The organism is Bacteroides sp. GD17, from assembly GCF_038448625.1.
GTDB lineage: Bacteria > Bacteroidota > Bacteroidia > Bacteroidales > Bacteroidaceae > Bacteroides.
Window position 1 is genome coordinate 86,894 of the sequence record NZ_JBCEZS010000013.1, and the last position, 15,712, is coordinate 102,605.

General features: G+C 40.4%; 11 protein-coding genes and 3 pseudogenes. 9 read left to right on the forward strand and 5 right to left on the reverse strand.

What is annotated here, in order from left to right; genetic code table 11:
• Positions 1-23: 23 nt before the first annotated feature.
• Together AAE250_RS18005 and AAE250_RS18010 are read right to left on the reverse strand one after the other, a co-directional pair.
• A complete protein-coding gene (locus AAE250_RS18005) occupies positions 24-611 on the reverse strand; it encodes a Crp/Fnr family transcriptional regulator (RefSeq protein WP_342289216.1) in 588 nt (195 codons plus the stop codon).
• The gene (locus tag AAE250_RS18010) at positions 574-1,989 is read right to left on the reverse strand and encodes an MATE family efflux transporter (RefSeq protein WP_342289217.1); all 1,416 of its coding nucleotides are present in this window, start codon (positions 1,987-1,989) and stop codon (positions 574-576) included. The genes AAE250_RS18005 and AAE250_RS18010 overlap by 38 nt, the downstream gene beginning before the upstream one ends.
• 253 nt (positions 1,990-2,242) lie before the next feature.
• Here AAE250_RS18010 and dnaK point away from each other — a divergent pair, with 253 nt between their 5' ends.
• The 9 genes and pseudogenes from dnaK (at position 2,243) to AAE250_RS18055 (ending at position 11,208) form a co-directional block, all read left to right on the forward strand.
• A complete protein-coding gene (gene dnaK, locus AAE250_RS18015) occupies positions 2,243-4,156 on the forward strand; it encodes a molecular chaperone DnaK (RefSeq protein ID WP_342289218.1) in 1,914 nt (637 codons plus the stop codon).
• A gap of 213 nt (positions 4,157-4,369) precedes the next feature.
• Entirely contained in the window at positions 4,370-4,933 is a 564-nt protein-coding gene (locus tag AAE250_RS18020) for a helix-turn-helix domain-containing protein (protein WP_342289219.1), read from the forward strand.
• Positions 4,930-6,187, forward strand: a pseudogene (locus AAE250_RS18025) (site-specific integrase). The gene AAE250_RS18020 and the pseudogene AAE250_RS18025 overlap by 4 nt, the downstream one beginning before the upstream one ends.
• Before the next feature lie 314 nt (positions 6,188-6,501).
• Complete coding sequence (gene mads1, locus AAE250_RS18030) at positions 6,502-6,855, forward strand: methylation-associated defense system helix-turn-helix domain-containing protein MAD1 (RefSeq protein ID WP_342289220.1); 354 nt, start codon at positions 6,502-6,504, stop codon at positions 6,853-6,855.
• Positions 6,852-7,451 (forward strand): BT4734/BF3469 family protein, encoded by a 600-nt coding sequence (locus AAE250_RS18035; protein ID WP_342289221.1) that lies wholly within the window; start codon positions 6,852-6,854, stop codon positions 7,449-7,451. The genes mads1 and AAE250_RS18035 overlap by 4 nt, the downstream gene beginning before the upstream one ends.
• Positions 7,402-9,202: pseudogene (locus AAE250_RS18040) on the forward strand (DUF3987 domain-containing protein). Before AAE250_RS18035 ends, AAE250_RS18040 begins: the two are co-directional and overlap by 50 nt.
• Positions 9,203-9,302: 100 nt before the next feature.
• Positions 9,303-9,671 (forward strand): MobC family plasmid mobilization relaxosome protein, encoded by a 369-nt coding sequence (locus AAE250_RS18045; RefSeq protein ID WP_342289222.1) that lies wholly within the window; start codon positions 9,303-9,305, stop codon positions 9,669-9,671.
• A pseudogene (locus AAE250_RS18050) lies at positions 9,655-10,555 on the forward strand (relaxase/mobilization nuclease domain-containing protein). The gene AAE250_RS18045 and the pseudogene AAE250_RS18050 overlap by 17 nt, the downstream one beginning before the upstream one ends.
• Positions 10,555-11,208: a hypothetical protein gene (locus AAE250_RS18055; protein WP_342289223.1), complete on the forward strand. Its 654-nt coding sequence runs from the start codon at positions 10,555-10,557 to the stop codon at positions 11,206-11,208. The pseudogene AAE250_RS18050 and the gene AAE250_RS18055 overlap by 1 nt, the downstream one beginning before the upstream one ends.
• A gap of 27 nt (positions 11,209-11,235) precedes the next feature.
• Here AAE250_RS18055 and AAE250_RS18060 read toward each other — a convergent pair whose 3' ends face one another.
• The 3 genes from AAE250_RS18060 to AAE250_RS18070 form a co-directional block, all read right to left on the reverse strand.
• Entirely contained in the window at positions 11,236-11,754 is a 519-nt protein-coding gene (locus tag AAE250_RS18060; RefSeq protein ID WP_342289225.1) for a very short patch repair endonuclease, read from the reverse strand.
• 285 nt (positions 11,755-12,039) lie between these two features.
• On the reverse strand, positions 12,040-15,423 hold the full coding sequence (locus tag AAE250_RS18065) for a hypothetical protein (RefSeq protein ID WP_342289226.1): 3,384 nt from the start codon (positions 15,421-15,423) through the stop codon (positions 12,040-12,042).
• The gene (locus AAE250_RS18070) at positions 15,420-15,710 is read right to left on the reverse strand and encodes a hypothetical protein (protein ID WP_342289227.1); all 291 of its coding nucleotides are present in this window, start codon (positions 15,708-15,710) and stop codon (positions 15,420-15,422) included. Before AAE250_RS18070 ends, AAE250_RS18065 begins: the two co-directional genes overlap by 4 nt.
• Between the last annotated feature and the right edge of the window lie 2 nt (positions 15,711-15,712).

Consider the following 15,712-nt stretch of genomic DNA (forward strand, 5'->3'; position numbering starts at 1 on the left):
AAGGCTCTTGCAGATGATTTCTGTCAAGAGCCCTTTTTCTTGTGCTTCAATCCTGCCCGTATGCGGCTCAGAGATTGCGGAGTGATGTATAAATAAGATGCCAGATACTTGAGCGGCACATCCTGCAACAATTCCGGGTTTTCTTCCATCAGCGTCATGTACCGTTCTTTGGCAGTGGGAGGGGCTCCATAGGCTATTGTCGAACTGTCTACCGACAAAATCTCCCTCTCAAAAATTTTCCTGCCGAAGTTGGCCATCTCTATGGAACTTGCAAAGAGTGCTTCCAATTCTGCCTTGCCGATGCAATAGGCTATGGTGTCGTTCACCGACTCTATATTGACGTGCGAGGCTTCCCCGTTCACATATCCCCACGACGAGAAAGCCGCTTCGCCCGGGCCGACGAACCACAAGGAGTTTTCCGTCCCGTCCGTCAGATAGTAGGCGCGCCATATCCCTTGCTTCAAGAGGTAGAAATTGGTATTCCTTTCCCCCTCCTTTATCACCAGTTCGCCTTTCCCGAACCGGACTTCCGTCATGTGCGACAGCAGTTCGAACAGGTTCTTTTCCGGCAGTTTATACTTCTTGCAGAACTTTTCTATCATAGTTTTCATGTCGCAAAGATATGGAATTTTCTTTGCGCTCCCTTTTCCCGATGAGATAATTCACCAGGATAAAGAGAGTAGTCAGCAGTTCGGCAAGCGGAGTGGCAAGCCAGATGCCCCGGTCGCCCAGCAACAGCGGCAGCCCGAAGAAGCAGGCTATCAGCAGGATGAAGCCGCGCAGCAGGGTGATGAGGGTGGCGTACCGGGCACGTTCCACACTCTGAAAGTAGCCGATGGAAACAATGTTGACCGCAAAGAAAACGAAGCCAGTGGCATACCACGGCAGACCTTTTACTGCTATCTCGTAAGCCGGATAGCTCCGGTCGATAAACATGCCGACAATCGCCGGGCTGCATAGCATCGTGACCAGTGCGAAGCAAGCCCCGCAACTTACAGCCGTTTTCAGAGCCAGCATGTAGGTACGGCGCACGCGGCTTACCGCGCCAAGTCCGTAGTTGTAACTGATGATGGGCTGTGCCGACTGTGCAATGGCATTGTACACCATAAATATAATAGGAAAGAAATAGCAGGCAATGCTGAATGCCGCCACCCCTTCTTCCTTCAGATAGTGGATGAATACCTGATTACCCACAAACATCATGCACGCAATGGCCACCTCGCAGAGGAAAGCCGAAGAGCCCAACCGGCACATATAACCGATGTTGCGGCGCATCAACTGCATGCTTTTGCGGCTCAACTTGATCGGATAGAAGCGTAGTGCGCACCGGCGGCGCATCAGATAGATGACTATCATCAATGCACCCACTGTAGTGCCTATGGCACTGGCTAGTGCGGCACCGAACATTCCCCAGCCAAAGGGGAAGATGAACAGATAATCCAATATGATATTCAGTACCGCAGCCACCACATTGCACACCATGGCAAAGTTGGGCGAACCGTCCAGCCGCAGGAAGAACATGCCCGAATTGAGCAATGCCGTGAACAGCGAGAAGGGCACGAACCAAAGCATATACTCTACAGCCAGCGGGGTGAGCCGTTCCGAACCGCCCAGCAGACCCACCACTTCCGGGGCAAACAGGCAGAACAGGGCAGAAGTACACATCAGCAGCAGTGAAGAAATCACGACCGACTGCGTGATGTTGATGCGTGCCACCTTCACCTTGCCGTGCGACAAATGAATGGATGCCACCACTGATGCCCCCACGCCGAACATCAGTCCGATGCCCGTAGAAAACAACCATAGCGGCGCCACAATGTTGACCGCTGCCAAAGCGTCACTGCCGATACCTTTGCCTACAAAGATACCGTCTGTAATAACGAACAATGCCGAGAAAATCATCCCCATCACAGTAGGGAGCAACAACTTGCGGAACAATGTTGTGATGTCCGTGTTCTTGAAGTCGATACTGTCTCTCATCTTTTCCATAATCTTCAGTCTTATTATATAGTATATTCAAAATGCCCGGCAAAAGTAGACCATTTGTTCGGTACAGGAATTAACAAATGGTAATTTCCGACAGGAAAGGAACTTTTATTTCTGACAGATTGACAGACAAACTGTCAGAAATAGAAATGTGTCATCCCTCTGAACAATTTGGCACGAGGTTTGTCTTTTTATTGGCGTCTGCCACTGCGGCGGACACCGAACTTGAATAATAACAAATAAAATAATAACGATCATGGGAAAAATTATTGGTATTGACTTAGGAACTACAAACTCTTGCGTTGCCGTATTCGAAGGTAACGAACCTGTAGTAATTGCAAACAGCGAAGGTAAGCGTACTACTCCTTCTGTAGTAGCATTTGTTGACGGTGGCGAACGTAAAATCGGTGACCCCGCCAAGCGTCAGGCTATCACGAACCCGACGAGAACCGTCTTCTCCATCAAACGTTTTATGGGTGAGAACTGGGGACAAGTGCAGAAGGAAATAGCCCGTATGCCTTATAAAGTTGTAAACGAAAACAACATGCCGCGTGTCGACATTGACGGACGTCACTATACTCCGCAGGAAATCTCCGCTATGATTCTGCAGAAGATGAAAAAGACTGCCGAAGATTATCTGGGACAAGAAGTAACGGAAGCCGTTATCACCGTTCCGGCTTACTTCTCCGACTCTCAACGTCAGGCTACGAAAGAAGCCGGTCAGATTGCCGGACTTGAAGTAAAACGTATCGTCAACGAACCGACTGCCGCAGCTTTGGCTTACGGTATCGACAAGGCAAACAAAGATATGAAGGTTGCCGTATTCGACCTTGGTGGTGGTACGTTCGATATCTCCATCCTCGAATTCGGTGGCGGTGTGTTCGAAGTATTGTCAACCAACGGTGATACTCACCTCGGTGGTGATGACTTCGACCAGGTAATCATCAACTGGCTGGTAGATGAATTCAAGAATGACGAAGGTGCCGACCTGACTCAGGATCCGATGGCTATGCAACGTCTGAAAGAGGCTGCTGAAAAAGCTAAGATCGAGTTGTCTTCTTCTTCAAGCACTGAAATCAACTTGCCGTACATTATGCCGGTAGGTGGTGTGCCCAAGCATTTGGTGAAGACACTGACTCGTGCTAAGTTCGAGGCTTTGGCTCACAACTTGATTCAGGCTTGTCTGGAACCGTGTAAGAAGGCTATGAGTGATGCCGGATTGAGCAACGCTGATATTGACGAAGTAATCCTTGTAGGTGGTTCTTCACGTATTCCTGCTGTTCAGGAGTTGGTAGAGAAGTTCTTCGGTAAGACTCCTTCTAAGGGTGTGAACCCGGACGAAGTAGTAGCCGTAGGTGCTGCTGTGCAGGGTGCTGTGCTGACGGATGAAATCAAAGGTGTGGTATTGCTGGATGTTACTCCGCTGTCTATGGGTATCGAAACAATGGGTGGTGTAATGACGAAGTTGATTGATGCCAACACTACTATTCCGTGCAAGAAGAGTGAAACCTTCTCTACGGCTGCCGATAACCAGACGGAAGTTACTATTCACGTATTGCAGGGTGAGCGTCCGATGGCTGCTCAGAACAAATCAATCGGTCAGTTCAACTTGACAGGTATTGCCCCGGCTCGTCGTGGTATTCCTCAAATCGAGGTTACGTTCGACATCGACGCCAACGGTATCTTGAAGGTATCTGCCAAGGATAAAGCTACCGGTAAGGAACAAGCTATACGTATCGAAGCTTCCAGTGGTTTGAGCAAGGACGAAATCGAAAAGATGAAGGCGGAGGCTGAGGCTAATGCAGAAGCTGACAAGAAGGAACGTGAAAAAGTTGATAAGCTGAACCAAGCCGACTCAATGATCTTCACTACTGAGAATCAGTTGAAGGAGCTCGGTGACAAGTTGCCGGCTGATAAGAAAGCTCCGATTGAAGCTGCTCTGCAGAAACTGAAAGATGCTCACAAGGCTCAGGACCTTGCTGCTGTCGACTCTGCAATGGCAGAACTGAACACAGCTTTCCAAGCTGCCAGCGCTGAAATGTATGCTCAGAGCGGTGCCCAAGGTGGTGCACAGGCTGGTCCGGATATGAATGGACAGGCAGGTGGTGCTCAGGATAATGGTAAGCATGGGGATAATGTGCAGGATGCTGACTTCGAGGAAGTCAAATGATTCCGATAAGAAAACAGATAATAAACAATAAGCAAAAGCGTGCAGCTCAATGAGTTGCACGCTTTTTGCGTTTATGGGGTTCATGGTTTCTATATGTTTTCTATGGGCTTTTTTATCTCTTATTTGCGACATGTTTGCGACAAGACAAAAAAGTAGATAATGTGGGACTTAATCACACTTATACATACTAATACACACTTAAAAGTAGATGATATGCCAACAATCGGATTTGAAATCAAAAGGAAGTGCAAGGTCTGCGGCAAAGTATTTGTCGCAAAAACACTCGACAGCCATTACTGTTCTCCTAAATGTGGCAAAGTGGCTTGGAAACGCAAAAAGGACGCAAAGGATAGAAACGCACAGTTAGAAGCCATTGCCCAACAAGTATCAGACATCAGAGAGTACATTTCTGTAAAGGAAGCCGTTGCTATGTTCGGGGTGGAACGTAGCACTCTGTATCGCCTGATTAAATTGGGACGTATTCCAACCATCAATATGGGGACAAGACTCACACGTATCAAACGTTCTGAAATGGAACGGCTTTTTCTAAACAGACCGGAAAGTATTGCGGAGAAAGAAAAGCCCGTTCCTAAAACATACAGTTTAGAGCCGGAGGACTGCTATACCATTACAGAGATTTGTGAGAAATACCATATTAATGATAGTTCAGTATGGGCACATGTTAGAAAATACTCCATCCCCTCAAGGCAAATAGGAAACTATGTATATGTACCCAAACAAGAAATTGATAATCTATATAAATCAGAAGTAGAATGAAGAAAGCATTACCAAATACCAAAGTGACCGTCAAACTCAGAAGGTCGAATTATAAAGAAGAATGGTATCTGATTATAGAGTCATACCCTGTGTATAAGCGAGGTTCTAAACGGGCAAGCCGTGTGGTGGAATCCATTAATCGGACTATATCCACGCCTGTTTGGGACAAATCATCTATTGCACGCATTTTGCCGGATGGAACATTCAACTATAAGCCTAAGCGTGATTTGAATGGGATTATCCAATGCCGTTCAACGATAGACCAAGAGGCTTGTATATATGCCGACAATGTGCGTAAGTTGCGGCAGCATGAATACGATAGTGCTATTTTGTACACAGATAAAGAGAACGAAATTGCAGCACAGAATGAACGGAGCGAACAGGACTTTATCAAGTATTTCAATAGTATTATAAGCACACGTCATCCCAATAGTTCCGATTCAATTATAGTCAACTGGAGGCGCGTAGGTGAATTATTGAAAATGTATTCGCAAGGGCAGTCAATTCCATTCAAGACGATTTCCGTTAAACTGCTTGAAGACATCAAGATGTTCCTGTTACGTGCCCCGATGGGAGGCAATAAGAAAGGAACGATTTCACAGAACACGGCATCCACCTATTTCTCCATACTCAAAGCCGGATTGAAACAGGCGTTCATTGATGAATATCTCACAGTTGATATTAGTGCGAAAGTAAAGGGAATAACAAACATTGAGAAACCTCGTGTTGCGCTTACCATGAATGAGGTGCAAATGCTGGTTGACACTCCTTGCAAGGATGATGTTTTGAAACGTGCGTTCTTATTCTCTATTCTCACAGGATTGCGGCATAGTGATATTCAAACTTTGAAATGGAAACAAATTCAGCAAACAAGTAAGGGTACTTGGCAAGCGGTCGTAGTTCAGCAAAAGACAAAAAGACCCGATTATAAGCCAGTCACTCAACAAGCACTTCAACTATGCGGCATACGTCCAAACGATGATGAAGCACTTGTTTTTGAAGGATTGACTGATGCTTCTTGGATTTCTCGCCCGTTGAAAGTCTGGATAGAAGCATCCGGTATCAAGAAACATATCACCTTCCATTGTGGACGCCATAGCTTCGCTATTGCTGGAAAATGGTGTTGATATATACACCATTAAGTCTTTGATGGGACATACAAACGTCAAAACCACGCAGATTTATACGCACATCGTAAATGAACAGAAAGAAAAAGCTGCTAATACTCTGTATATAGACAATTTGGATTTATAGGTTATAGTGGGGACTTCCACCATTGAGCACCAACGACTTATGTAATACCAATCATATACTTACCACCATTTACCCCTCATGAAGCATCGACTTTTGAGGGGTATTTTGTAGTATAGAGGCATTCAGTAAAGAATGTGTTAATTCAGATAATAGTTTATTCCCCTTTTATTATGTCTTCCAATAAATTCTCGTATTAATGAAACTTAAATTTGTCAGTGGTAAATGAGCGGCTAATTGGTGGTGGACAAGCACCTATTTAGCACCTATAAGCATCCCTATACTTTTGTGGTATAAACTTTAATACGAAGAAAAAAATGGCTTATAAAGTAAATTCATTGGAGGAAATGCCGAATGCGTTGTCCTACCTGATTGAGTCCGTAGAAGCACTACAATCCAAAGTAAATGCCTTGCAACATAAGCAAGCAAATAATTCATCCAAGTGGATGGATATAGACGAGCTTTGCGCTTATCTGCCATCGCATCCTGCTAAACAAACTGTTTATGGATGGGTATCTACCAAACAGATTCCCGTACATAAAATAAATAAGGCATTGGCTTTCCTACAATCGGAGATTGATGATTGGTTGAAAAACAAATCGCATAAGACACAGGATGACTTAATGGAAGAAGCCAGACGATTTGTCGAATCTAAAAAGATTATCAGATGATGAAAACAACAGACTATTGCTTTTCATTCTTTCGCAAGCCCATTCAAAACATCGAACCGATAAGGGCGGTAGGTATTGTGGATGTATATCGTTATATCATCGGGCATTATGCGCAATCACAAACCGAAGCTTTGCGTCTGATGTTGTCTTTCTCTGATGCCAAAAGGTATAAAGCCACCCATTTTGACTATTGTACTTTTTCGGGATTATTCCGCAAGCGTAATGAGAAGGAACTGATTATGCATTCAGGATTGATGTGTTTGGATTTCGACCATGTGGAGGACATTGGGGAGTTGAAGCAGCAGCTACTCAACCATGAGTATTTTGATACGGAACTGTTATTTGTCAGTCCATCCGGTAATAGATTGAAGTGGATAATACCTGTTGATTTGAAAGGCTGGGAACATTCCCGATACTTCAAGGCTGTTGCCAACTGTATCAAAGCAACAGGCTTGCCATTAATGGATATGTCCGGTAGTGATGTGGCTCGTTCATGCTTCTTACCCTACGACCCACAAGCATATATTAACCCTAAATACAAAGATGATGTCGAAGAAAATATTTTCCGCCCAAGATTGGGAGAATGTCCCTTTTGAAATGCTGCAAACACATACACCTGATGTTGCTCCTATATATAATAAGGTAGAGGAAGATGTGGAAAGTGTTGTTCGGGAGATAGAACGGCGTGCCATTGATATAGCCCCTAATTATAAAGATTGGGTGGAGTTGGGCTTTGCGCTTGTGGATGGATTGGGAGAAAGCGGACGGGAGTATTATCACCGTATCAGTAGGTTTTACCCTGCCTATCAAAGGGAAGAAACAGACAAACAATATACGCATTGTCTGCAATCCAAAGGACAAGGCATTACTATCCGTTCTTTTTTCCATTTGGCAAATCAATCTGGAATCTCATTGGTACCGTTCAGCAAAGAACATTTATCCATTTTGCCAAATATCCAAAATGGTAAAACGGGTAAATGGATAAAGTCAGAGGAAGAACTTCCTGCATTTCCTGAATGTGTGTTTGAGCATCTTCCTCCTTTTCTAAATGAGGTTGTCAATAACTCCATTTCGGTAGATGACCGTGATACTATACTGATTGGAGCTATTGTGTGTTTGTCAGTCTGCTTCTATAATGTTTGTGGTGTGTACGATGAACGTATTGTTTATCCGAATCTCTATCTGTTCGTTGTGGCAGATGCCGGTATGGGAAAAGGAGCATTGACCTTATGCCGAGAACTTGTAGCTCCTATCAACCGCCATTTGCATGAACTCTCGAAACGATTGGAACAGGAATATAAAGAAGCGATGAATGCTTATATCAAAGGCAAGAAAGATAGTGGAAGGTCTATGCCAGCCGAGCCGCCCATGCGTATGCTCGTCATTCCTGCCAATAGTAGCGCAAGTTCTTTCTTGAAGATATTGGGAGATAATGACGGAATCGGACTGTTATTTGAATCGGAGGGCGACACGTTAAGCCAGACTTTGAAGTCGGACTATGGCAATTATTCCGATGTGTTGCGAAAGGCATTTCATCATGAGTTGGTAAGTTTGAGCCGTCGCAAGGACAGAGAGTATTGTGAAGTCAGCAACCCAAGAGTGTCAGTCGCTTTGGCTGGAATTCCCGAACAGGTAAGAAGATTGATACCTGATGCAGAGAACGGATTGATGAGTCGCTTTTGCTTCTATATCATCCGCTTCAAACGAGGCATAAGAAATGTGTTTGCCACAAGCGATATTTCCCAATCCAAAAATACAATGTTCAAACTGTTGGGAGATAAATTCTGCCATTTGCATGAGGAATTTATACGTCTGGGTAATTATTCCTATTCTCTTCCTTCCGATTTACAGGAACACTTTATAGAATATCTCAGTCGGGTGAATGAGGAATGTTGTGACGAAGTGGACGACAAAATGCAAGGAATTGTCAGACGGATGGGGTTGATTGCGTATCATGATGGTGTTGACCGCTGTCCGACATTTGGAGAATGTACATTACGATTCTTCTTCTCTTGGCAAGACTGTACAATTGGTTTGCCATAAGTTTGACTATTCCATAGCCATGAGTATCTGCGAAACATTGCTTTGCCATGCAGTATTCATCTATCGCAATTTGTCAGGAAATCAGTCCAAACGATTCAATTCCGCTTCGCAAGAGGCCGGCGTTTATACACGAAGGAATACCCTTTATAATATGTTACCCGATACTTTCACAAAGAAGGATTATGATGCACTGGTTTCATCTTTGGGCGAAAATGGAAGTACGGCAAACAAGTGGATAGAAGCCTTTATTAAAGATGGCAAGCTATGCCGGATAGAGCAGGGGAAATATAGGAAGATTTTTTAAGTGGCAAGTTTGTGTTTTAGTGTCACTAAAACCTATGCGGAGAGTGAATAGGACTACCACTCTCAAAAAATCAATTTAGAACATCAAAGTTAAGATAAGTATGAAAGAAAAGAAACTTGGTGGTCGTCCAAAGTTGGCGAGTTATCAGAAACGCACGAAATGTTTTCGGGTAATGTTTACCGAGAACGACTACATTTATATCCAATCCAAAGCGGAACAAGCTGGATTGTCTGTCAGTGAATTTTGCCATCAGGCGGCAATGGATTGTCTGGTCTGTCAGCGCATCAGTCCGGAAATGGCATCGGCAATCCGTGACCTTTCCGGCATCGCCAATAACGTCAACCAGATTGCCCATCAGATGCACACTTATGGTTTGGATACAGTCAAACAACAATGCTTTTCAATCATATCAGAAGTTAGTAGAATTATCACCCAAGTAAAGAATAATAGCCATGATAGCGAAGATTAAAACAAGAACAGATTTTGGAGGAATTGTGAATTACGCCAATGACCAAAAGAACAAGAAGAAGTGTGCCACACTTTTAGCACACGAAGGTGTCTGTGCCATCAGCAATAAACCCATAGCCGATTCTTTTCAGATACAAGCGTCCATGCGCCCGAAAGTAAAAAGTCCGGTGAAACACGTATCACTTGCTTTTTCTTCGCAAGACATTAGTCGTTTCCCCGATAACGAAGAAGGGGATGCGCTGATGGTGGAGATAGCCAAGAAATGGATGGAACAAATGGGGATTCGCAATACTCAATATATCATAGCCCGACATCACGACACGAAACATCCTCATTGTCATTTGGTGTTCAATCGGATAGACAATGATGGCAATCTCATTTCTGACAGCAATGAAAGAATACGTAATACTAAAGTATGTCGGGTTTTGACTAAAGAGTATGAACTGTATTTTGCCCCTAAAAATAGCAAAGCCAGAAATAAGAATCGTTTGCGCTCTTATCAATTACGGAAATATAATCTACGGTCTGCAACTCTTGATGCACTGGCTGTATCTCGCTCATGGAATGATTTTCTTGGTATTCTCAAAGGTCAAGGCATAGATATGCGTTTTAATCGTGCTGATAACTCTGATAAAATTCGTGGTATATCATTCTCTCAATAATGAGTATAGTATAGCTGGTTCTAAGCTTGATCGTGATTTGAGTTTTAACAGCCTTTGTACTATATTGGGCAATGTGGCATCGGAACTGATTATTCAACCTCATCAAGCCATAACTTCCGGTGGAGGTGGAGGAACAAGTAATGAACAAGGATGGCGAGACGATAAAGACAAGGATAACCAAAGAAACGAACCTTTTTATAAACCCTCAAAACGTAGAAGATAATGAAAGAAGATGTAATAGCTGCAAATCTTGCAAATTTGCGCCAAAGTATCAACGAACTGAAAGAGTGTATCGAAAAACAGAATACTACAGTTCCTAAGCCAGAGCAATCTGTAAAAGTGGACTTTGACGAAAAAGCCATTTATAATGGAGTCGCCAAAAGTTTCTGTGCTTGCTGGAACGAAGCCTTGTCTGTGGTAAAGCAACATGTCTGGAAACAACAACCAGACACGTTACCATTTTCACTATGGTTTCCGAAACTCATTGAATTATTCAAGCAGAAGTCCAAACTTCTTGAATATCTTTATCGGCACGTTTGCGATTATAATCTCAATCGCACGAATATCGAGGCTAATACCGATTGTATATTAAAGCGGCAGAACGAGATACTTGCGAGAATCAATGAATTGAAAAGCCCTGTAACCATTATTCCATCAAATATCAATGGGATGTTTATACGTGGGCATCATATAAAACTCCGGTATGTGGTGGTCTTTATTGTTGCTATTGTTACATGGGCTGTTGCAGCATCGGTTAGTAGCACGAAGCATAGAGAAGAAGCCTTTGCGTATTATTCGATGTATCGGGTGGTGAAGGAACAGCATCAGTGCTTGATGGAAAAAGCAAGAATAGAGCTAAAAAGAAATACGGAATAGTCATCGGAGAAAATAAGCAACAGCTCTTTATTGTTGCTTATTTCTTCCATAAGTCACTTCCGGTCCTGCTGCCACAAGTGTACTGTCAGTATCAGGAAACTCGTATGTTTTTATTTTCCTGTCTTCAAGAAAAATATGGTTCAATGTATAAGCTAACGATTCAAGTGCTTGTATCCGGACTTTTGGTTTTAGTTGACACTCCCAAATCGTGATACAATGCCAGCCCATTGCAGCTAACTGGCATTGTTCTTTTTTATCACGTTCTTTATTCCTTTCTATCTTGTCTGACCAAAAATCTATGTTTGTTTTAGGCAGACGAAAGTATTTGCAATTTTCATGACCATGCCAAAAACAACCGTTCACAAAAATGACAGTCCGGTATTTACGAAGCACCAAATCGGGATGACCAGGAAGACGCGGATGATTGAGCCGATAGCGGAAGCCACGGTTAAAAAGGAATTTTCGCACCAATAATTCAGGCTTTGTGTTCCCTCCTTTTATAGCGGACATACAACGGTGACGCTGTTCTTTGGTTAGTCTATCCATATAGTTTTATGGTTTAACACATTCCTGTATAGGATTAGATGTTTCAAGATTACATACAATTGTAAAGTGAATCAGAACGATGCGAAATCTTTGTTTTTCTAAATTTAATGACTTAATCCCCTTAGGATATTTTTTCGTTTTCTATCAAGTACAAACGAATTTCCATATCTCTATTAAAGATGGATTGCATAACATTGTCCAATTCATCCACAAAATTAATCCAACATTCAGAATGGAATATAGACTCAATGACACGAATTATATTATGTAGAAAACAATGGAACATCATCTAATTCTAACAATTTGTTTCTTAACAGACAAATCATTGATTTGTGTTTCCTGAATTCGGTAAGGCATTTTTCTATATATATATATATTGATTACTTGTAGTCCCAATTCATCTGTCTTTAAAACAGAATGTTTCATCTTTATTATTTGATGTCCAATGAACAGAATGCTAGTAGCAAGAGACATTATATCCTCATAATTTAAAAGCTTTGCATCAACAGTTTCTTGTTTCTCGGAGATAAAAATAGGATATAATGAATTATTGTTTTCTTTAGAGCCCAATAAATGTCGTACATTATAATTGCGAACCATAGATGAAACTCTATGCTTATTACCGTTTTTGTCAACATACAGGGATTGTACTGATATTGTTATAATCGATTGTCTTAGAATATATTCCTGACTTGTGTAAATATCATATTTACTAAGTATATTTATCAGAATATCATCAATCTGCATGTAAGCTCTATTATATTCTTCAATGTCGTAGAATTCAATTACTATATTGAGATTTTGTTTCTCTCTATTTATAATACAATTTATTCCTTCATCAAAAAAATCATTTCTAATGCTATTTGCTATTTTTTGAGGTAAATTGGTCTCCAATTGTTTATATCTTGCCATCTGAGATGCTATAGTTACGTTGGTGATATTACGACACAGTGTTTCCCAAGGAACCCATAATGATAGAATTGAGTTGTATTCTTTTTTGTCCAATAATTCAATATTTTGTTTATCAGAAATATAATCCAACAATTGTTCCTTGAATTTCGTTTGCATTACCTTTGTTGCGATCAATGCCTCGAATAAACAAGCCTTTGATGGCATTCTATTATTATCTTTTTGTGATAAAACTGTAGGGAATTGGTGGTAGAATCCTAAAAGATTTGATACATAATTATTGATGGATTTAACAAATACATTCCATGAGCTGTTTTTCCCACAACCGGAACTGTCTGTTATTCCATAACCAAATTTATTGGAATTGACGAAAGTTAGTTCAGGAATTTCTTTACTCGTAGAAGATATACATAAATCGTATGCCTCTTTTATTTCTTTCAAATTAAATACCCCCTTTTTAAAAAAGGTGGAGAATGCATTAGTCAACCGTTGATTTGCGGTTGCAATTTCTTTTCGTATGGATATGAGTTTTGAAGCATAATCTTTTTTATTAGGTATGCCGATTTTATTCTTATATTGATTAACAATGCATGCCCTTATTTCATACATAGCATCTATTGGAAGATTTGATTTTTGAATGTTTTTTTCTGAATCAATAATCATATCTGATAAATCATCTTTGCCAAATTTTACATGATAGTTTTCCTTTTCAGGGAATACTTTTCTTAACAGATTTATAATTTTGACTAGATGGGAATTTGTTGAATTGTCTTTTATCTGCTGATTTGGCGAATAATCATGTCCTCCAATGTAATCAAGATAGCAGGTTGCTTCAATACTGCTGTCTGAAATATTGAAATTGGTTATCAATTGTTCTATTCTAAGTTTTTTAACAAAGATATTTTCAAGAGTTTTCCAACAATCTTTCTTTATCTCTGATGACTTCAAGCCAAGAAGTATGGATGAGATTTCATCTGTAGTTAAAGGTGCTAATTCAAGTTCTCCTTTTAAATTAATACATGGAGAGGAATGTCCTAGACTTATGCGATATAATGCGTCTGATAAGGTTACCCAATCAGAACTAGAAGAACAAGAGACAGTAAGTTTATTACTGATAAATTTATTTAGAAGGCAGAATATCTGATACTGAGAAGGGAATGAATTAACTATATCAGAAACATCAGGTACATTAGGAAAGTTCTTTAACAAATCATGCAAACTTTGCCTAATGTCAATTTCTGTAAGATTTATAGGCAAATGGTATTCCCAAAAAGAACCACTCTTCTCTTTGAGTTGATCTATTAAATGACGGTTTTCATAGATATACTCTTCTGTTCCCTTCCATATTAGTGCACGAATAATGCGAGCAAACAGGTTTGCTGGGAGTATAGATACACTAAAAGCAGAAGAGATTAATTGGTTTGTACTCATTCCTTCCCTATAGAGATTGAGCAAATACAAATGAGCATCAGTTATTTCTAATTTATAATAAAGAGACAATGCATTTTCTATTATTGCACAGCTATCGTTTCTGTATATTGACTCTATCAATATTTTAGTTCTTATTGGGTGAACTTCGGATAAAATTCCAGTAGGTTTTTCAACAAAAAATTCACCGTTATATTTTTTGATAGTGTGTTGGACATTAGAATATGAACTATTTCCGAGTAACGCCTTGGAGTTTCTATTTATATTGCCGCCGAGATAATTTGCGGTGACAATTTTTTCAAAAATGGACATTTCATATGGTAGTAATGTCTCCCATTGTGATATAAGTTTGTCTTTCAATGCTTGACCTTGAGTTATGAAATAAACAAATTCAAGTAATGGAACATTGTTACCAAGTCTATCCCAAGAAGATTCAAAATCAGCAGTTATCTGATGATTTCGATGGTGCAATGCATCATAAATGAGTTTTGCTTCTTCCTTGGTTAATACCAGTTCAATATCTTTGTACATAACTTCACTCCCCAATTTAGAGCGATATTGATTCCAATCTTCATTTCTGAGTGAAATCAAACAACGTATATTTTTTATCATGCTAAATGCTTTAACTAACAGAATCCAAGAATCATCAGATGGCTTAGCATCGAAATACAACATTATAGGGACTGTTATCTCGGTACACAACTCTATTAAAGTCGCTTGTAAATTTGATAAATTATTTCTGTCGCAAGAAGTTATTTCATATGCTAATGCGCAGTTATCTTTAATATAACGATAGGCCAAAGTACTTTTCCCCTGTCCTGAAGATCCATTAATGATAACAACATTTTTTTCTTTGAATGCATTATGTATTGCAATATTTTTTTCAGGCCTAATTATATCTAAATTATTGGCAATGTGATTTGATGATACAGAAACGCCAGAATAAAATTGCTGCTTCAGGACGTCTGTGTCAATATGAAGAGATTGCTCAAATAGAGGGATTACGCGAATACCAAGTTCACTTAATGCGGCCTTCTGCCTGTTTTCAAAAGTTTGATAGCATTGTAACTCTTTTATAAATTCTTCATAAGTAAAATCATGATGCTTTTCGGCTTTATCGCTTACCCATTGGAGCATATATTTGATTTCTTTTTCGGGATTGAATATTGGAAATTGATTCTTTAATTTCCCGACGATTTCACCATATAAAGTATCTTCATTAACAATATTCACTTCATATTGTGATGACAAAAGTTTGGCATATTTCTTTAGTTCTTTATTCTGAGAAAGAAATTCATATAGAGAAGGTGTATTTTGAAGATAATTACTCACTTCTCCAAATGAGATAAGACGTATGCATGCTTGTCTCTTGATAGAGTCTGGATAGCACGCTTAAAAAAAGATGTTGTACCAGCAGGTGAAGTTAAATCGGATGGCTGAATTTTTTTATTATAATTCTTTATTTGAATGGTTTCAATAACTCGACCATTCTTTTTGATGTCTAAATCCTCAATACCTTCAGGAACATAAAGCAAATTAGAATCGCAATCGTTTATTACTCTGTGTATTGTATATAGAAATTGAGTCCTAAATCCTCTTATTGTGTCACTTACTGCCATAA